This window comes from Sphingomonas sp. Xoc002 (assembly GCF_050408055.1).
GTDB classification, from domain to species: Bacteria; Pseudomonadota; Alphaproteobacteria; order Sphingomonadales; family Sphingomonadaceae; genus Sphingomonas; species Sphingomonas yabuuchiae.
Map to the genome: position 1 here is coordinate 3393334 of NZ_CP191175.1, position 19304 is coordinate 3412637.

The 19304-nt window shown below is 67.2% G+C and carries 16 protein-coding genes; 2 read left to right on the forward strand and 14 right to left on the reverse strand.

All coding sequences use genetic code 11. The features are described 5' to 3' along the window. The first annotated feature begins 6 nt into the window (after positions 1–6). On the forward strand, positions 7–1806 hold the full coding sequence (gene glgX, locus ACQR50_RS15560; RefSeq protein ID WP_428969000.1) for a glycogen debranching protein GlgX: 1800 nt from the start codon (positions 7–9) through the stop codon (positions 1804–1806). Positions 1807–1939: 133 nt separating this feature from the next. Here glgX and cyoD read toward each other — a convergent pair whose 3' ends face one another. From cyoD to ACQR50_RS15585, 5 genes are read right to left on the reverse strand one after another with little or no spacing between them, the layout of a single operon-like run. After that, a complete protein-coding gene (gene cyoD, locus ACQR50_RS15565; protein ID WP_428969001.1) occupies positions 1940–2323 on the reverse strand; it encodes a cytochrome o ubiquinol oxidase subunit IV in 384 nt (127 codons plus the stop codon). After that, positions 2320–2955: a cytochrome (ubi)quinol oxidase subunit III gene (locus ACQR50_RS15570; RefSeq protein WP_056436499.1), complete on the reverse strand. Its 636-nt coding sequence runs from the start codon at positions 2953–2955 to the stop codon at positions 2320–2322. Before ACQR50_RS15570 ends, cyoD begins: the two co-directional genes overlap by 4 nt. Next, entirely contained in the window at positions 2952–4964 is a 2013-nt protein-coding gene (gene cyoB, locus ACQR50_RS15575) for a cytochrome o ubiquinol oxidase subunit I (protein WP_428969002.1), read from the reverse strand. The genes ACQR50_RS15570 and cyoB overlap by 4 nt, the downstream gene beginning before the upstream one ends. Next, complete coding sequence (cyoA, locus tag ACQR50_RS15580; protein ID WP_428969003.1) at positions 4961–5848, reverse strand: ubiquinol oxidase subunit II; 888 nt, start codon at positions 5846–5848, stop codon at positions 4961–4963. The genes cyoB and cyoA overlap by 4 nt, the downstream gene beginning before the upstream one ends. 50 nt (positions 5849–5898) lie before the next feature. Then, a complete protein-coding gene (locus tag ACQR50_RS15585; protein ID WP_428969004.1) occupies positions 5899–6342 on the reverse strand; it encodes a hypothetical protein in 444 nt (147 codons plus the stop codon). A gap of 75 nt (positions 6343–6417) precedes the next feature. Between ACQR50_RS15585 and ACQR50_RS15590 the strand changes: the two genes are divergently transcribed. Beyond that, positions 6418–7260: an HpcH/HpaI aldolase/citrate lyase family protein gene (locus ACQR50_RS15590; protein WP_428969005.1), complete on the forward strand. Its 843-nt coding sequence runs from the start codon at positions 6418–6420 to the stop codon at positions 7258–7260. Between the two features lie 104 nt (positions 7261–7364). Here ACQR50_RS15590 and ACQR50_RS15595 read toward each other — a convergent pair whose 3' ends face one another. The 9 genes from ACQR50_RS15595 to ACQR50_RS15635 form a co-directional block, all read right to left on the reverse strand. Continuing rightward, complete coding sequence (locus ACQR50_RS15595) at positions 7365–9362, reverse strand: acetyl-CoA carboxylase biotin carboxylase subunit (protein WP_428969006.1); 1998 nt, start codon at positions 9360–9362, stop codon at positions 7365–7367. 121 nt (positions 9363–9483) lie between these two features. Continuing rightward, the gene (bioB, locus tag ACQR50_RS15600; protein ID WP_428969007.1) at positions 9484–10506 is read right to left on the reverse strand and encodes a biotin synthase BioB; all 1023 of its coding nucleotides are present in this window, start codon (positions 10504–10506) and stop codon (positions 9484–9486) included. A 14-nt stretch (positions 10507–10520) separates the two neighbouring features. After that, positions 10521–12782, reverse strand: a complete 2262-nt coding sequence (scpA, locus tag ACQR50_RS15605) for a methylmalonyl-CoA mutase (RefSeq protein WP_428969008.1) — start codon at positions 12780–12782, stop codon at positions 10521–10523. 72 nt (positions 12783–12854) lie between these two features. Further along, entirely contained in the window at positions 12855–13625 is a 771-nt protein-coding gene (locus ACQR50_RS15610) for an enoyl-CoA hydratase-related protein (RefSeq protein WP_428969009.1), read from the reverse strand. Then, entirely contained in the window at positions 13622–14041 is a 420-nt protein-coding gene (gene mce, locus ACQR50_RS15615; RefSeq protein WP_428969010.1) for a methylmalonyl-CoA epimerase, read from the reverse strand. The genes ACQR50_RS15610 and mce overlap by 4 nt, the downstream gene beginning before the upstream one ends. A gap of 159 nt (positions 14042–14200) precedes the next feature. Continuing rightward, positions 14201–15727, reverse strand: a complete 1527-nt coding sequence (locus tag ACQR50_RS15620; RefSeq protein ID WP_428969011.1) for an acyl-CoA carboxylase subunit beta — start codon at positions 15725–15727, stop codon at positions 14201–14203. A gap of 290 nt (positions 15728–16017) precedes the next feature. Next, complete coding sequence (locus ACQR50_RS15625; RefSeq protein WP_428969012.1) at positions 16018–16950, reverse strand: 50S ribosomal protein L11 methyltransferase; 933 nt, start codon at positions 16948–16950, stop codon at positions 16018–16020. After that, positions 16940–17647, reverse strand: a complete 708-nt coding sequence (locus ACQR50_RS15630; RefSeq protein WP_428970722.1) for an SDR family NAD(P)-dependent oxidoreductase — start codon at positions 17645–17647, stop codon at positions 16940–16942. The genes ACQR50_RS15625 and ACQR50_RS15630 overlap by 11 nt, the downstream gene beginning before the upstream one ends. A gap of 75 nt (positions 17648–17722) precedes the next feature. After that, positions 17723–19105 carry a methyl-accepting chemotaxis protein gene (locus ACQR50_RS15635; RefSeq protein WP_428969013.1) on the reverse strand — a complete coding sequence of 461 codons (1383 nt, stop codon included), beginning with the start codon at positions 19103–19105 and terminating at the stop codon, positions 17723–17725. Between the last annotated feature and the right edge of the window lie 199 nt (positions 19106–19304).

The following is a 19304-nucleotide window of genomic DNA, read 5'->3' on the forward strand; positions in this document are numbered from 1 at the left end:
GTCGGCATGACGAATCAGCTCGCCTTACCCCTCGGCGCCACCCCCGTCCCCGGCGGCACCCGCTTCGCCGTGCGCTCGACCGCCGAGCGGGTGGAGCTATGCCTGTTCGACGGCGCAGACGAACGCCGTCTCGCCATGACCCGCGACGGCGATGTGTGGGCCGCTACCGCCCCGGGCACGAACCATCTCTATGGCTACCGCGCCCACGGTGAATACGACCCGGCCCGCAACCTGTGGTTCGACCCGGCCAAGCTGCTGGTCAATCCTTACGCGCTCGAACTCGACCGCCCCTTTGTCCAGTCGCCACGTCTGGCGGCCCATGGCGAAGACACCGCCGACATCGTCCCGCGCGCCCGTGTCGTCACGCCGCTGACCGACACCCCCGCTCCGCCGCTGTTCCGGCCGGGCAGTCTGATCTACGAACTCAATGTGCGTGGTTTCACCATGCGCCATCCCGCCATCCCGCCCAAACAGCGCGGCACCTTGGCGGCCCTCGCCCATCCCGCCGTGCTGGACCATCTGCGCAAGCTGGGCGTCGCGGCGGTCGAGCTCATGCCGATCACTGCCGCCATCGACGAGCGCCATCTGCCACCGCTCGGCCTGCGCAATGCCTGGGGTTACAACCCGGTGGTGCCGATGGCGCTATGCCCGGAGCGGGTGCCGGGCGGCGTCGCCGAACTGGTCTCGACCGTCGCGGGGCTGCGGCAGGCCGGGATCGGCGTCATCCTCGACCTCGTGTTCAACCATATGGGCGAAAGTGATGTGCAGGGCGGCACGCTCTCCTTTCGCGGGCTGGACCCGGATGCCTATGCGCGGACGACGGACGGCACGCTCATCAACGATGCGGGCACCGGCAACACGCTAGACGCCAGCCACCCCGGCGTCCGCGCGATGATCCTCGACAGCCTGCGCCATTTCGCGCGAGCGGGCGTGGACGGCTTCCGCTTCGACCTGGCGCCTGTGCTGGCGCGCGGACCAGGCTTCGACGCCCGCGCGCCGATCTTTGCCGAGATCGCCGTCGATCCGATCCTGTCGACCCGCATCATGATCGCCGAACCCTGGGATCTCGGCCCCGGCGGCTATCAGCTCGGCAACTTCCCGGATCGCTGGCTGGAGTGGAACGACAAATATCGCGATCAGGTCCGCCGCTTCTGGCGCGGCGACGGGCGGGCGGGCGATCTGGCGACACGAATCGCCGGCTCGGCGGATGTGTTCGCCAGCGCCGCCAGCCGCTCGGTCAATTTCGTCGCGGCGCATGACGGCTTCACCCTCGCCGATCTGGCCGCCTATGCCCAGCGCCACAACCACGCCAATGGCGAGGACAATCGCGACGGGCATGGCGACGAGGTGTCGTGGAACCATGGGCAGGAAGGGCCGACAGACGATCCCGCCATTCGCGCCGCCCGCACCCGTTCGGTCCGCGCGATGCTCGCCACATTGTTCCTGTCGCGCGGCACCCCGATGCTGACCGCAGGCGACGAGTTCGGTCGCAGCCAGAGGGGCAACAATAACGGCTATGCGCAGGACAACGAGACGACCTGGCTCGACTGGGAGGATCGTGACGAGGCGCTGGAGGATTTCGTGGCGCAGCTCGGCGCCTTTCGCCGGGACATGCCTCTGGATTGGACCGACTGGCTGGCCGGGGCAGAGTGGCGCAATCTGTCCGGTGGCCCGATGACGGCCGAAGATTGGGACAGCGGTGACGGCTTTGCGCTTCATCTGCCAACCGGCGACGAAAAGCTGGTCCTGCGCTTCGATCGCAGGCACGGCGTCTCCGCTATCCGGGGGCGAGTGCTGGAAAGCTAAGACACGATGGTATCGCATTGCTCCCCTCCCCTTCAGGGGAGGGGTCGGGGGTGGGGCGCCCGCAACAGGCGAACGGCCAGTGGATAGTCCCCACCCCAACCCCTCCCCTGAAGGGGAGGGGCTTAACCCTTGCTCAAGGCGTCGCCATCGGTCCCATCAGATTGTGGTTCAGATGCCCCATGATCCAGATCGAGCCCAGCAGCACTAGTGCCACGATCAGCACCCCGAACAGCAGCGCCAGCACGTTGTTGCTGTTGTCCGGCCCGGTCGTGATGTGGAGGAAGAACACCAGATGCACCCCCATCTGCCCGATCGCCAGCGCGACCAGCGCGGCGGGGACGGCGGGGCCCCAGACGATATCGAACTGCACCAACGCGAAAGACGCCGCCGTCAGGATCGCGGCGGCGACCAGCCCGATCGCATAGCTGCGGATGCCGCCGACGACCGAGTCCTTCTCGCTCTCCACCCCCGGCGCGGTTTCGTCGCGGGCCATTTCCTCGTCGGGCCGCTCGCTCATCCGCGCACTCCCATCAGGTAAACCATGGTGAACAGCGCCACCCAGATGATGTCGAGCGCGTGCCAGAACAGGCTGAAGCACAGGATGCGGCGCAGGATATCCTCACGAAACCCCTTGGCCCAGGCCTGCGCCATCATCGTCGTCAGCCAGAGCATCCCCAGCAGGACGTGCAGCCCATGGCACCCGACCAGCGCGAAAAAGGCCGACAGGAACGCACTGCGCCCCGGCCCCGCCCCCTCGCCGATCAGATGGAGGAACTCATAGGTCTCCAGCGCCAGGAAACCCGCACCGAGCAGCCCGGTCGCCGCCATTGCGATCTGGAACCAGCGCATGTCGCGCGCCAGCGTGGCAATCCCCGCCAGCCCGCAGGCGAAGCTGGACAGGAGCAGCAGCACCGTCTCCGTCTCGACCAGCTTCAGCTCGAACAGGTCCTTGCCCGAGGGACCGCCCGCCGTCGCATCCTTCAGCACCGCATATCCGGCGAAGAAGCAGGCGAACAGGATGAAGTCCGACAGCAGGAAGATCCAGAAGCCATAGGACACCACCACCCGCTTTGGCGCGGGACCGTCCGGGTTCGGCTCGGCCGAACGGCCCAGCTTGTTGGGATCATGCGTCTGCGCCGCCCCGCTCATGACAGCGCCTCTTCCGGCAGGTCGAGCAGCGTCGCCTTGCTGCGGCGGCGGGCCTGGTCCAGCCGTTCGACCTCCTCGACCGGGATTTCATACTCGGCCTTGTCCCGCCATGCGAAGACGATGAACGTCCCCCACGCGCCGAAGAAGCCCAGAACGACCAGCCACCAGATATGCCAGATCAGCGCAAAGCCCATGGCCGTGGCAAAGAAGGCCGCGACGATCCCGGTCGGCGAATTGCGCGGCATCTCGATCGGCTCGTAATCGGGGCGATCGGACAAGGCGCGGTTCTCGCGCGCCTTGGCCTTGATACCCCAATAGGCTTCCTCGCCCTTCACATCGGGCAGCACCGCAAAGTTGAAGGCGGGCGGCGGCGAGGTGGTGATCCATTCCAGCGTGCGCCCGTCCCACGGGTCGCCGCTCTCGTCGATCCGGTCGGCCCGCGTCTTGATCGAGACGTAGAGCATCATGACTTGGCACGCGATGCCGGCGGCGATCAGCAGCGCGCCGACGCCCGCGACCAGCAGCCAGGGATGCCATCCCGGCACGTCATAATGCTGCATCCGCCGCGTCATGCCCATCAGGCCCAGCACATAGAGCGGCATGAAGGCGACGTAGAAGCCGCTGATCCACAGCCAGAAGGCGCGCTTGCCCCAGGTCTCGTCCAGCGTGAAACCGAACATCTTGGGAAACCAGAAAGTGAACCCCGCAAAGGCGCCGAACAGCACGCCGCCGATGATGACGTTGTGGAAATGCGCGACCAGGAACAGCGAGTTGTGCAGCACGAAATCGGCCGGGGGCACCGCCAGCATCACGCCGGTCATGCCGCCGATCACGAAGGTCACGATGAACCCGATCGACCACAGCATCATCGACGTATAGCGGATGCGCCCGCCATACATGGTGAACAGCCAGTTGAAGACCTTCACCCCGGTCGGCACCGCGATGATCATCGTCGTGATGCCGAAGAAACCGTTCACATCGGCCCCCGCCCCCATGGTGAAGAAATGGTGCAGCCAGACCATGAAGGACAGGATGCAGATCACCATGGTCGCGATCACCATCGAGCGGTATCCGAACAAAGGCTTGGACGAGAAGGTCGAGATGATCTCGGAAAACACGCCGAAGGCGGGCAGGATGAGGATGTAGACTTCCGGGTGCCCCCAGGCCCAGATGAGGTTGACGAACATCATCTGGTTGCCGCCCGCTTCGGGCGTGAAGAAGTGGAAGCCGAGATAACGGTCGAGGATCAGCATGCCGAGCACGGCGGTCAGCACCGGAAAGGCCGCGACGATCAGCAGGTTGGAAGCCAGCGACGTCCAGGTGAACATCGGCATCCGGCTGTAACCCATGCCGGGTGCGCGCATCTTCAGGATGGTGGTGACGAGGTTCACGCCCGACAGCAGCGTCCCCATCCCCGATATCTGGAGCGCCCAGAGATAATAATCGACGCCGACGCCGGGGGAGAAGCGCAACTCCGACAGCGGCGGATAGACCAGCCAGCCGGTCTTGGCGAACTCGCCGATGACCAGGCTCATATTGATGAGCAGCGCGCCGCTGGCGGTCAGCCAGAAGCTGACCGAGTTGAGCGTCGGAAACGCCACGTCGCGCACGCCGAGTTGCAACGGCACGACGAAGTTCATCAGCCCGATCATGAACGGCATCGCCACGAAAAAGATCATGATCGTGCCATGCGCCGAGAAAATCTGGTCATAATGGTCGGGCGGCAGATAGCCTTCATTGCCGTACGCGATCGCCTGTTGCGACCGCATCAGCAGCGCGTCCGAAAAGCCGCGCAGCAGCATGATGCCCGCGAGCAGACAGTACATGACGCCGATCCGCTTATGGTCGACGCTCGTGATCCATTCGCTCCAGATATAGGGCAGATGCCCGCGCCGCCACACCCAGATGAAGACGCCGAGCAGGACCAGACCGATGACGCCCGCCGACACCAGGGGCAGCGGTTCGTGGAACGGGATCGAGTCCCAGCCGAGCTTGCCCGTGAAACTCATTGCTCGCGCCCGTCCTTGGCCTTCTCACCCTCGGGTGCGCCGTTCCTCATGACGATCTGGTCGTAGAGGCCGGGCTGGAGCCGGGGATAGCTGGCGGGGCGGACATTGCGGCTGGGATGCGCCATCGCGACGAACTCGTTCCAGTCGAGCGTCTTGCCCTGTCCTCCCTGCGCGGTCGCGACGAAGCGATCGAAGGCGGCTCGCGGCACCGCGTCGACGAAGAAGTCCATATCGGCAAAGCCCTCTCCGCTATAATGCGCCGACAGCCCGCGATAGCGCCCGGCCTTGTCCGCGCGCAGGTGAAGCGTCGAGTCCATGCCCGACATGGCGTAGATCTGGCTGCCCAGCTGCGGCACGAAGAAGCTGTTCATCACGCCTGCCGAGGTGATGCGGAACTTCACCGGCGTGCCGACCGGCACGACCAGCCGGTTGATCGTCGCGATCCCCTGTTCGGGATAGAGGAACAGCCATTTCCAGTCGGTCGCGACGACCTCGACGGTCATCGTCCTCGCCTTGGACGCGATGGGCTTGGGCGGGTCGAGATCGTGGCTGCCGATCCAGGCGATGCCGCCCAGGAACATGATCGCCAGCGCGGGGATCGACCAGACCAGCAGCTCCAGTCGCCCCGAATAGGCCCATTCGGGCAGATGTTTGGCACGGGTATTACCCGCCCGGAACCACCAGCCAAAGGCGAAGGCCAGGATGATGACCGGCACCACGATGGCCAGCATCACCGCCAGCGAATTGAAAAAGATGCTGCGCTCGCCCGCCGCGATCGGCCCGGCGGGGTTCAGGATGCCCGGCTCGCAGGCGGAAAGGACGACGCACAGCCCAAGGCACGCAAAACGCGCAGGAATTTTGGCGAGGCGCGGATCGCGGAACATTCACCGGGTGAACGGCGGCCTGCTGCTTTCGTTCCGCCCCCGCAAAGGGATCAGGCGGCGAGTCTTCGCCCCTCGCTGTCGTCGCTGTCATTGGCGGGTCGCTCCACCCGGCGCGGGCGAACGGTCCGGCTCGCGGACATCCGTCCGGCCCAGCGGCCGAAAACAGGCCAGCGCGCCAGCATCGAGGAGGACAGCACCGCCGCCATGACCAATTCGGCCACCCCGCCCCATTCGATCGCCGAGGCGAGCATGACCAGATCGCCCATCGGCGCGGCCGCGGCGGCCAGCATGCGAATCTCGTCGATCTCGAACCAGATGGCGAGGCCCAGCAGCGCGATCCCCAGCGCCATCATCGCCCAATGCCCCGGCCGGACCCGGCCGAGCAGCCGCGCGGGGGCCTCGACCAGCATGGCCGCCAGCCAGCGGCTGATGGGCAGATTCGGCCAGACGTGAAGCGTGATCGTCAGCCCCAGCAGCAACAGCGTCGCGGTCATATCATCCCCCTTAGAGTTCGATTATGGCGCGACCCCGCCATTTTACCAGAGGCGTGACGCCGCTATGCTCCTGGGATGACCCTGCGCAGCGCCCTGTTCCTCCCCGCCTCCAACCCCCGCGCCATCGCCAAGGCGCGTAGGCTCGACAGCGATGCGGTGATCCTCGACCTGGAGGACGCGGTCGCGCCCGACGCCAAGGCCGTGGCGCGCGGCGCGGCGGTGACGGCGGTGCGCGAGGGGGGCTTTGGCGAGCGGGTGTTGGTCGTGCGGACGAACGGGTTCGACAGTCCCCATGCGGCCGACGATCTCGCCGCGCTGGCGGAAACGCATCCGGCGGCGGTGCTGATCCCCAAGGTCGACGATGTCGCGACGCTGGCCGCCGCACGGGCGGCGCTGGGGCCGGACGTGCCGCTCTGGGCGATGATCGAGACGTGTCGCGGAATCCTGTCGCTGGGTGCGATCGCACAGGCCGCGAGGGAGTTGGGGCTGACCGCGCTGATCGCGGGGACGAACGATCTGGCGAAGGAGATGCGCCTGCCCTCTCCGCCCGCGCCCGAGGCGTTGCTGCCCTTGCGCGTCCAAATCGTCGTCGCCGCCCGGAGCGCCGGGCTGATCGCGCTGGACGGCGTATGCAACGCCCTCGACGCACCCGATCGGCTGGCGGCGGAATGCGCCGAGGGGCGGCGTCTGGGCTTCGACGGCAAGACGCTGATCCATCCCAACCAGATCGCTGCGGCGAATACGGGATTCGGTCCGGACGCGGCCGAGATCGCCTGGGCACGGAGGGTGGTGGAGGCCTTCGCCGATCCGGAGCAAGCGGCGCTGGGCGCGATCCGGCTGGATGGCCAGATGGTCGAGCGCCTGCATCTGACGGAGGCGGAGCGGATTTTGGCGCTGGTCCAGCGATCGGCCGAATAATCTGCCCTCACCCTTCCCACCCGCTATCGCGGGCGGGCCCCTTCCCTCTCCCGCCGGGAGAGGGAGGGAGGCGCAAAGCGCCGGAAGGGTGAGGGTGTGTCGGCTTACTCCAGTTCCAAAATCACCGCATCCACCGCCAGGCTGTCGCCGGTTTTGGCGGCGATGGTCTTCACGGTGCCCGTCTTCGCGGCGCGGAGGATGTTTTCCATCTTCATCGCCTCGACGACGGCGAGCGGCTGGCCGGCTTCGACTTGGTCACCCTCGGCCACGTCCAGCCGGACGAGCAGGCCCGGCATCGGGGCGATGAGGAACTTCGACAGGTCGGGCGGCACCTTTTCGATGAGGTGCTGGGCGTAGGGGGCGGCGCGGGCGGGGAGCACGCGGACCAGGTGGCTGGCCCCGCGCGTGGTCAGCTTGAAGCCGGTGCGGGTCTTGGCGATGCGGACGTGGAGGGTTTCGCCGTCCTCATCCTCGACCGCGATCATCCGGTCGCCGGGGGTGTAGGCGATGGCGAGGTCCAGCTCGGTCCCGTCGACACTGATCCCGTCGGTCGAGACGTTCACCGCGTGGTCCGCTCCCCCGATCCGCACCGTCCAGTCGGCGGGCGGTTGCAGCCGGTGACCGAGTTGCCCCTCGATGCGGCGGGCGCGGTCGGCCTCGGCGGTGGCGGCGAAGGCGGCGACGGCGGCCAGCGTCCGGGTCAGGTCCTCGCTGGCGGGCGCGCCCTGGAAGCCGTCGGGATATTCCTCGGCGATGAAGCCGGTGGACAGCGCGCCGGAGCGGAAGCGCGGATGCTGCATCAGCGCCGACACGAAGTCGATATTGGTCCCCGGCCCGACGATCTCGAACGCGTCGAGCGCGGCTATCTGCGCGTCGATCGCGGCTTCGCGGGTCGGCGCCCAGGTGACCAGCTTGGCGATCATCGGGTCGTAGAACATGCTGACCTCGCCGCCCTCGGCCACGCCGTCGTCGACGCGCACGCGCACGTCATCATCGGCATGCTCGGCGGGCGGGTTGTAGCGCACCAGCCGCCCGGTCGAGGGCAGGAAGCCGCGATACGGGTCCTCGGCATAGACGCGGTTCTCGATCGCCCAGCCGGTCAGCGTCACATCGTCCTGACCGAACGCCAGCGGCTCTCCGGCGGCGACGCGGATCATCTGCTCGACCAGATCGAGCCCGGTAATCTCTTCGGTCACGGGATGCTCGACCTGAAGCCGGGTGTTCATCTCGAGGAAGTAGAAGCTCTTGCCGGTGGTATCCGCCCCCGACACGATCAGCTCGACGGTACCCGCCGAATAATAGCCGACCGCACGGGCCAAGGCGACCGCCTGCTCGCCCATGGCGCGGCGCATCTCTGGCGTGACGAAGGGCGATGGGGCTTCCTCGACCACCTTCTGGTGGCGGCGCTGGACCGAGCATTCGCGCTCGCCGAGATAGACGATGTTGCCGTGTTGGTCGCCCAGCACCTGAATCTCGATGTGGCGCGGACTCTCGATGAACTTCTCGATGAAGACGCGGTCGTCGCCGAAGCTGGCGAGCCCTTCGCGCTTGGTCGCCTCGAAGCCTTCGCGGACATCCGCCTCGGACCAGGCCAGGCGCATGCCCTTGCCGCCGCCACCGGCGGACGCCTTCATCATCACGGGGAAACCGATGTCGGTCGCGATGCGCACCGCTTCCTCGGTGTCGGCGATCTCGCCCAGATAGCCGGGGACGACGTTGACGCCCGCGGCCTTGGCGAGCTTCTTGGATTCGATCTTGTCGCCCATCGCGGCGATGGCGTTCGGCGGCGGACCGATGAACGCGACACCCGCCTCGGCACAGGCCTTGGCAAAGCTCTCGCGCTCGGACAGGAAGCCGTAACCGGGGTGGATCGCATCCGCGCCGGTCGCCTTGGCAGCGGCAAGGATCAGCTCGGCCTTGAGATAGCTCTCGGCGGCGGGCGCGGGGCCCAGGCGGACCGACTCATCGGCCAGCCGGACATGCGGCGCGCTGGCATCCGCGTCGGAATAGACCGCGACGGTGGCGATGCCCATCGCGCGCGCCGTGCGGATCACCCGGCACGCGATTTCCCCGCGATTGGCGATCAGGATTTTCTGGAACACGGGGATACCTCTCCTTTTATGTTGTTGGTCCGTGTCGAAATACGTGGCCGATGGCGCGCCATCTTAAGCTTACCGCAACTGGGCCCCGGCCTTCGCCGGGGAACAGAAGAGTGAGCCGTAATTACTCCGCGGCGACCCGCATCGGTTCGGCACCTTCCATCGGCTTCAGGCCCAGCTTGGCGAACAGCGCGGCATCGGCATCGTCGCCCGCATTGCCCGCGGTCAGCAACTTGTCGCCGGTGAAGATCGAGTTAGCGCCCGCCATGAAGCACAAAGCCTGGGTCGCTGCCGACATGCTCTCGCGCCCCGCCGACAGGCGGACCATGCTCAGCGGCATAGTGATGCGCGCGACGGCGACGGTGCGGACGAACTCGATGTCGTCGATCCGCGCCAGCGGCGTGTCGGCGAGCATGTCGCCCAGCACCGTGCCCTTGACCGGGACCAGCGCATTGACCGGCACGCTTTCGGGATGGCGCGGCAAGGTGGCGAGCGCATGGACGAAGCCCACCCGGTCGCCGCGCGTCTCACCCATGCCGACGATGCCGCCGCAGCAGACCGAAATGCCCGCCTCGCGCACGTTGGACAGCGTCTCCAGCCGGTCCTCGAAGCAGCGCGTCGTGATGACGTTAGCGTAGTTTTCGGGCGAAGTGTCGATGTTATGGTTGTAATAATCGAGCCCCGCCTGGGCCAGCCGCTGCGCCTGGGGGGCGTCGAGCATGCCCAGCGTCATGCAGGTCTCCAGCCCCATGGCCTTCACGCCCTCGACCATGGCGACGACCTTGTCCATGTCGCGCTCCTTCGGGCTGCGCCACGCCGCACCCATGCAGAAACGCTGCGAGCCCGCCGCCTTGGCCTCGGCCGCCGCCGCGAGGACCGCCTGAACGTCCATCAGCTTCTCGGCCTTCACGTCGCTCTCCGCCGACGCGCTTTGCGAGCAGTAGCCGCAATCCTCGGGGCAGCCGCCGGTCTTGATCGAGCAGAGCGTGCACAGCTGCACCTCGTCCGCCGCATGATGCGCGCGGTGGACTTCGGCGGCGCGGAACAGCAGTTCGGTGAAGGGCAGGTCGAACAGCGCGGCGATCTCGGCGCGGGTCCAGTCGGTGCGCAGGGCCGCCTCGGGGCGAAGCGCGGTGGTCGTCGTCATTCCGTCATGTCCTGTCATTCGCCCGTCTCGGGCGGCATGTTATGGCCCAGCAGCCTCAGCACGTCCTCGGCCGCCTTCACAAGATTGGTGCCGGGGCCGAATATCGCCTGCACCCCGGCATCATAGAGCGCCTGATAGTCCTGTGCGGGAATAACGCCACCCGCGATGACCTTGATATCGGCGCGCCCCGCCTCGCGAAGATGGCCGATCAGCTCTGGTATGAGTGTCTTGTGCCCCGCCGCCAGGCTGGACGCGCCGACGACATCGACGTCGCGGGCCAGCGCGACCTGCGCGGCTTCCTCGGGCGTCTGGAACAGCGCGCCGGGCACCACCTCGAACCCCAGATCGCCGAACATCGACGAGACGAGGTTCGCACCCCGGTCATGCCCGTCCTGGCCCATCTTTGCGACGAAGAGTCGAGGCTTGCGACCGAGGCGGCGCTCCACCGCCTCGACGCCCCGGATCAGGCGGGCCCAGCGTTCGTCCTCGCCATAGGCGCCGCCATAGATTCCCGACACCGGAGTCGGCTGGGTGCCGTAGCGGCCGAACGCATCCTCCAGCGCCGAGGAAATCTCGCCCAGGGTCGCCCGCGCCCGCGCCGCCTCCACGGCGAGCGCCAAGAGGTTCGCCCCCATTCCTCCCTGAGCTTGCTCGGGGAGGGGGACCGCAGCCGAAGGCTGTGGTGGAGGGGCGGCACCGTCAGCCCCGGCCCCTCCACCATCCTTCGGATGGTCCCCCTCCCCAAGACGAGCTTGGGGAGGATTTTGGGCGGCGTTACGCAAGGCATCGAGTGCGGCCTGGCACGCCGCTTCGTCGCGCGCGGCCTTCACCGCCGCGATCCGTGCCACCTGACCCGCGCGCACGGCATGATTGTCGATATCGAGAATCTCGACCGGTGCCTCATCGGCCAGCCGGTATTTGTTGACCCCGACGATGACATCCTCGCCGCGATCGACCTTGGCCGCGCGCGCGGCGGACGCTTCCTCGATCATCGCCTTGGGCCAGCCCGAAGCGACCGCCTTGGCCATGCCGCCCTCGGCCTCGATCCGCTCGATCAGTTCCCAGGCGCCGTCGACCAGGCTCTGCGTCAGGTTCTCGACATAATAGCTGCCCCCGAGCGGATCGACGACCTTCGTCATCCCCGTCTCTTCCTGCAGCACGATCTGCGTGTTGCGCGCGATCCGGGCGGAGAAGTCGGTCGGCAGCGCGATGGCCTCGTCCAGCGCATTGGTGTGCAGGCTCTGCGTGCCGCCCAGCATCGCCGCCATTGCCTCGATGGTGGTGCGGATGACGTTGTTATACGGGTCCTGCTCGGTCAACGACACGCCGCTCGTCTGGCAATGGGTGCGCAGCATCTTGGAGCGTTCGTCCTTCGCCCCCAGTTGCGTCATCGCCCGGTGCCACAGCACGCGCGCGGCACGCAGCTTGGCGACCTCCATGAAGAAGTTCATGCCGATCGCAAAGAAGAAGGACAGGCGCCCGGCGAATTTGTCGATGTCGAGGCCCGACGCCACGCCATATTTCACATATTCCATGCCGTCGGCGATGGTGAAGGCCAGCTCCTGGAGCTGCGTCGCCCCGGCCTCCTGCATGTGATAGCCCGAGATCGAGATGCTGTTGAACTTGGGCATTTCGGCCGAGGTATAGGCGAAGATGTCCGAGATGATCCGCATGCTTGGCTCGGGCGGATAGATATACGTATTGCGGACCATGAACTCCTTGAGGATGTCGTTCTGGATGGTCCCTTCCAGCTTGGAGCGGTGAACCCCCTGTTCCTCGGCCGCCACGATGAAGAAGGCCAGCACCGGGATCACCGCGCCGTTCATCGTCATGCTGACCGACATGGCATCGAGCGGAATGCCGTCGAACAGGATCTTCATATCCTCGACCGTGTCGATGGCGACGCCCGCCTTGCCGACATCGCCCGTCACGCGCGGGTGGTCGCTGTCATAGCCCCGGTGCGTCGCCAAGTCGAAGGCGACCGACAGCCCCTTCTGCCCCGCCGCCAGATTGCGGCGGTAAAAGGCGTTCGATTCCTCGGCGGTCGAGAAGCCCGCATATTGCCGGATCGTCCAGGGGCGGCCCGCATACATGCTGGCGCGCACGCCGCGCGTGAACGGCGCGAAGCCCGGCAGGCCGGGGTCCTCGCGCACATCGGCGGCGGTGTAGAGCGGCTTGACCGTGATCCCTTCGGGCGTCTGCCATGACAGGTCGCGACCCTTCACCTCGCGCGCGGCAAGGGCTTCCCAATCGGACAGCTCAGGGCGTTCGGCCATCGGCCACTCCTCATCCACTCTTATTTTGTTTCACTAGAGCGAAATCATCGTGCGCGCGCAAGGGGCGGCATCCTACCGCCCCAGGAAACGCGGCGGGCGCTTTTCGGAAAAGGCCCGGCCGCCTTCCTCGCCGTCCTGAGTCGCACATGCGGCGCGCTGGTCCTCGGCTTCGCGGGCCAGCGCGGTCGTATAATCGCTGTCGAATCCGGCCTGGAGCGCACGGCGCATCAGCCCCAGTGCGACGCTCGGCCCCGCCGCCAGCCGTTCGGCCAAGGCAAAGGCTTCCGCATCGAGCCTGTCGTCGGCGACCACCTTATGGATCATGCCCCAGTCGAGCGCCTTGGCCGCACCGACCCGCTCGCCCAGCATCATCATCTCGGCCGCCCGTGCGCGACCGATCAGGCGCGGCAGCAACCAGCTCGCCCCGCCATCGGGCACCATGCCGATATTGACGAAGGCGTGGAGGAAATAGGCAGTCTCGCTCGCCACGCAGAAATCGGCCGCCAGCGCCAGGCTGCACCCGATCCCCGCCGCCGCCCCGCGCACCGCACTGATCACCGGAATGGGCAGCTCGGCCAGCGTCAGGAACAGCGGGTTGAAGTGATCGACCAGCGCGCGATGCACCGTCTCCGGGCCGATCTGGCCGCCCGAAATATCCGCCCCCGAGCAGAAGGCCTTGCCCGCCCCCGTCAGCAGGACGGCCCGTGCATCGCCGCGCGCCGCCAGCGCCTCGCCCATCCGGTCGAACAGTTCTGGCGGCGCGGCATTGAGGCGGTCGGGGCGGTTGAGCGTCAGGACCAGAACGCCGCCCCGACGCTCGGCCAGCAGCATGGGCTCGCTCAATGGCCTTCTCCCGGTGTTTCCATCAGCTCGACCAGCACCCCGCCCATGTCGCGCGGGTGGAGGAAGACGACGGGCGTGCCGTGCGCGCCGATGCGCGGCTGGCCCAGCAGCGTGGCACCCTGGGCTTGCAGTTCGGCGACGGCGGCGGCCATGTCGGCGACCTCGAAACAGAGATGATGCTGCCCGCCCGCCGGATTCTTCTTGAGGAAGTTGGCGATGGGGGATGTTTCGTCGAGCGGCTGGATCAGCTCAATCTGGGTGTTGGGCGCGTCGATGAAACATACCCGCACGCCCTGCGGCGGCAGGTCGAAGGGTTCCCCGATCGCGTCGGCGCCGAGGAAGTGGCGATAGGTTTCGACCGTCTTCTCGATGGAAGGGGTGGCGATACCGATATGGTTTAGACGGCCGAGGGTCATGCGGCGTGCCTCCAGCGGATATGTGTGTGGAAAGCGCCAGCCCTCCCCCAGCCCCTCCCGCCTGCGGGAGGGGAGAAGTTCCGGGCACGGGCTGGCCCAAAACACGCCCCTCCCGCAAGCGGGAGGGGATGGGGGAGGGCTTTGCCGCAAGCGACCATCTCAGAGCGGTAGATTGTCATGCTTCTTCCACGGGTTCGCGAGGTCCTTGTTGCGCAGCTTGCGCAGGCCCAGCGCGATGCGACGACGGGTCGAATGCGGCTGAATCACCTCGTCGACGAATCCCTTGGACGCCGCCACGAACGGGTTGGCGAAGCGCGCCTCATATTCGGCGGTACGCTCGGCGATTTCCTCGGGCGTTCGCCCACGGAAGATGATCTCGACCGCGCCCTTGGCGCCCATCACCGCGATCTCGGCGGTCGGCCAGGCATAGTTGAGGTCGCCGCGCAGATGCTTGGACGCCATTACGTCATAGGCCCCGCCATAGGCCTTGCGGGTGATGACCGTGATCTTCGGCACCGTCGCCTCGGCATAGGCGAAGAGCAGTTTCGCGCCATGCTTGATGATGCCGTTATGCTCCTGCGCGGTGCCGGGCAGGAAGCCGGGCACGTCGACGAAGGTCACGATCGGAATTTCGAACGCGTCGCAGAAGCGCACGAAGCGCGCCGCCTTGCGGCTGGCATTGATGTCGAGCACGCCCGCGAGCACCATCGGCTGGTTGGCGACGAAGCCGACCGTGCGCCCCTCGATCCGGCCGAAGCCGGTGATGATGTTGGCGCCGTGGGCGGGCTGGACCTCGAAGAAATCGCCCTCATCGACGACCTTCGACAGCAGCTCGTGCATGTCGTAAGGCTGGTTGGCGCTGGCCGGGATCAGCGTGTCGAGGCTTTCCTCGATGCGGTCCCAGGCGTCGGCGGTCGGCCGCTCGGGTACGCCTTCACGGTTGTTGGCGGGCAGGAAGTCGATGAAGTCGCGCGCTGCCAGCAGCGCCTCGATATCGTCCTCGAACGCGACGTCGGCGACACCCGTTTTCGTCGTATGCGTCACCGCACCGCCAAGCGCCTCTTGCGTCACGACTTCGTTGGTCACCGTCTTCACCACATCGGGCCCGGTGACGAACATGTAGCTCGAATCCTTCACCATGAAGATGAAGTCGGTCATGGCGGGCGAATAGACTGCACCGCCTGCGCACGGGCCCATGATGAGCGAAAGCTGCGGCACCACGCCCGATGCCAGCACGTTGCGCTGGAACACCTCAGCATAGCCGCCGAGGCTGGCCACGCCCTCCTGGATGCGCGCGCCGCCGCTATCGTTCAGGCCGATGACGGGCGCACCGACCTTCATCGCCATGTCCATGATCTTGCAGATCTTCTGCGCATGACGCTCGGACAGCGAACCGCCGAAGACGGTGAAGTCCTGGCTGAAGACGAAGACCAGCCGCCCGTTGATCGTGCCCGAGCCGGTCACCACGCCGTCGCCGGGGACGACCTGTTCGGTCATGCCGAAGTCGGTGCAGTTATGCTCGACGAACATGTCGAGCTCCTCGAAGCTGCCCTCGTCGAGCAACACGTCGAGCCGCTCGCGTGCGGTCAGCTTGCCCTTGGCGTGCTGCGCGGCGACGCGCTTCTCGCCACCACCGACGCGCGCGGCGGCGCGGCGGCGTTCCAGTTCGACCATCGTCGATGCCATGACCTCTCCTTACGTCTTTGCCGGGGCTTATGCCCGACTGGCGTAGGGGATGGCAATCGCGGGGATTTCCGTTTTCGTAAGGGGAAGGTTGAGCGGACTATAGCCGAGCGCACTCCCCCTCCCGCAGGCGGGAGGGGGCTGGGGGGAGGGCAAGGAGTCTCACAGAGACCATCGCTCGCGGCCCTGCCCTCCCCCGGCCCAGTTTCAGGTAAACGATGCCCCGCATCGTTTAGGTCATGCCGGGGGCATGACCGACCTGAAACTCGCCTGCGGGAGGGGAGTAAAGAAGGTCAGATATCCAAAGCCCAACCATCCCGCCCCTTGGGATCGAACGGCGCATTCGGCACGAACCGCTCTGCCCCCGCACGCAACCGCAGCACGCTCCAGTCCCCGCGCCGGTCGACCGCCTCCAGCGCACAGCCGCAGGCTTCATAGGCCGCGACCACATCGGCCCGCTGGGTCTCCAGCAGACCCGCGAGCACCAAAGTCGCCTCCGGCCCCGCAATCGCCGCCAGTTCCGGCGCCATCGAGATCAGCGGCCCCGCCAGGATATTGGCGATGACCAGATCATAGGGCGCCGCCGCCATGATCGGATCGGCGAGCGCCCCGTCGGCGACGATCAGTTCGACGCCGTCCACGCCGTTGATCGCCGCATTCTCGGCGGTGACGTCGATCGCGATCGGATCGATATCGGTCGCGACGACCTTCGCCTCGGGCCAGAGATGCCGCGCGGCGAAAGCGAGCAGGCCGGTGCCGGTGCCGACATCGATGGCGTTCGTCACCGTTCCCGAAGCCATCGCATCGAGCATGGCGAGGCAGCCGCTGGTCGTCTCGTGATGCCCCGTCCCGAACGCGCGCCCCGCCGGGATATGGAAACCGCGCAAGCCCTCGGGCACCGCCTCGTCGCCGGTGTGGACGAAGAAGCGCCCGACCGAGAGCGGCTCCAGCCCCGCCTGGCTGATCGTCACCCAGTCCTGCGCGGGCACATGCTCGACCATGGCGGGATGGTCGCCCGCGCTTGGCACCAGCGCGCGGATCGCTTCGATGGTGGCGGCATCGGGCTCGGCCTCGAAATAGGCGTCGAGCCGCCAATGCTCGCGGTCGTCCTCGATTTCCTCGGTGGTCATGATGACCGCCTCGATCGCCAGGTCGTCGGCGGCGTCGATCGCCTCCGCCTCGTCACGCGTGCACGGCAGGGTCAGCTTCCAGCTGTCAGCGGACATAGCTGGCTCCATTCACATCGAGGACCGCGCCGGTCATCGAGGGCGGCGCATCGGTGCACAGGAAACGGACGGTCGCGGCGACCTCCTCGGGAGAGGCGACGCGGCCGAGCGGGATGTCGGCGAGCAACGTGTCCCCGCCCCGGCTGGCCAGATAATCGTCGGCCATGCCGGTCATGGTGAAGCCGGGGCAGACGGCGAAGGCGAGGATACCCTGCGCCGCATAGCCGCGCGCGATGGTCTTGGTCATCGCGACCATGCCGCCCTTGGACGCGGCATAATGCCAGTGCGCGGGCGAGTCGCCGCGATAGGCGGCGCGGCTGGCGATATTGACGATGCGGCCGCCGACGCCCCGCTCCTGCCAGTGCAGAACGGCCAGACGGCAGAGTTCAGCCGAGGCAGTCAGGTTGATCTGCATCGTCCGCGCCCAGCTGTCCGACCAGTCGTCGGCGTCCAGCGGACTCGCCTCGAAGATACCGGCATTGTTGACGAGGACGTCGATCGCGCCGTTCGCCTGCGCCAGTGCCTCGGCCCATAGCCGGGCGGGCGCGTCGGGCTCGGAAAGATCGGCGGCCAGATTTCCGCCGGGGCCGCCGCGCGTGGCATGGCCCAGGACCCGCGTGTCGGGCAGGTCGCCCAGGCTCGATGCGATGGCTGCGCCGATGCCTCGGCTGCTGCCCGTTACCAATATCGTCGTCATGCCCCCGCCGTGCCGGGCGGGGGCCGATGCGTCAACCGCCACCCTGACCTCCTCCCCTGCAAGGGGAGGAATAGGTTAGGCCGCGACCCGCGCGACGAACTGGCTGGCGCTGGTCTTCAGGTCGCCCAACTGCGTATCGAGATGGTCGAAGCCGCGCCCGACCCGGTCGATCTCCTGCGCGACATGCTCGGTATCCTGGCGGATCGCGGCGATGGTGTGCGACATCGAGTCGGCCGCCAGCGCGGTCTCGTCGACCGCGGCGGTGATCGCGGTCACGGTCTGGGCCTGCGCCTCCATCGCATGGCGGATCCGCTCGGCCGATACCTGCACCTCATGGACCGTCGCCTTGATCGAGGCATTGGTCTCGACCGTCGAGCGGGTCGCGGCCTGGATGGCGGCGATCTTGGTCGCGATATCGTCGGTGGCGCGCGCCGTCTGGCTGGCGAGGCTCTTCACCTCCTGCGCCACGACCGCGAAACCCCGGCCCGCATCACCCGCGCGCGCCGCCTCGATGGTGGCGTTGAGCGCCAGCAGATTGGTCTGCCCGGCGATGTCGCGGATCAGGCCCAGGATCGATTCGATCGACTTGGCATGGTCCGACAGCATCTCCGACATGCCGACCGCCTGCCCCGCCTGATCGGCGGCGCGGTTGGCGACATCGGCGGCCTGGTCGACCTCGGTGCGGGCATCCTCGATCGCGCGGATCAGCCCCGCGGCGGTCTGCGCCGCCTCGCGCATCGCGACGGCCGACTGCTCGGCGGCGGCGGCGACTTCGCTCGACTTGCCCAGCATCCCGCGCGTCGACAACGAGGCGTCCTGCGCCTGACGCCGCAGATCGCGCCCCTCGACGCTGGCATTCTCCACGACCGACGCGATGCCGTTGCGGAAGTCCCCCGCCAGCCGCTCGCGCTCGCGGTCGGCGCTCCATTCGCTAAAGCCCGCGAACAGCTCGACGGTCAGCTCGGTCTCCATGCCGAACAGGCGGAGCAGCGTGTCGATCATCGCCTCGCGGCGGGGATCGTCGAGCGGCACCGACTCCTGCAACACCTTCAGCGCGGCCCGGTCGCTGGCGCAGGACATGGCCAGCACATCCATCGGCGGCACCCCGGCGGCATAGGCGGCAGCGACCGAACGCCCCAGCGACTCGACCCAGTCGCGCCCCGACAGATGGCAGAAACGGTTGCGCAGATAGGCCCGCCCGGCCGTCAGCTGCCGCTCGCGGTCCAGCTTGGTCCAGTCGGGTGCACCCGGATTGGCGCGGCGCCAGTGATTCCAATAGGCCTCGATCACCTCGTCGGCGCGCGACTCGATGGCGGGCCAGAGATCGGCGGCCAGGCGGGTCAGCGCGCCGTCGCCTCCGTCGAAAGCGCGAACCCGCGCGTCAAGATCGATCCCTGCCGTAATCTCCGTCGGCGGCGGAAGATCGGTCTTGGCAACAATATTTCCCCGTTCGGGCATAGCGGCTCCAGCGTTCAGGCAATCGGAACGTGATGCCGCTGATTCTGGCGCAAAAAGCGTTAAAGGCGGGTTAGCCGCCGGACGGGCCATGCCGCCATGACCGGTCGAGGCCGCGAATCTCGCCTCGCGACTTGCATCCTGTCGGCGTCTTCATCATAGGCGTATCCGCAAACCAGCCCGACTTTAGACTGTTCGAGGA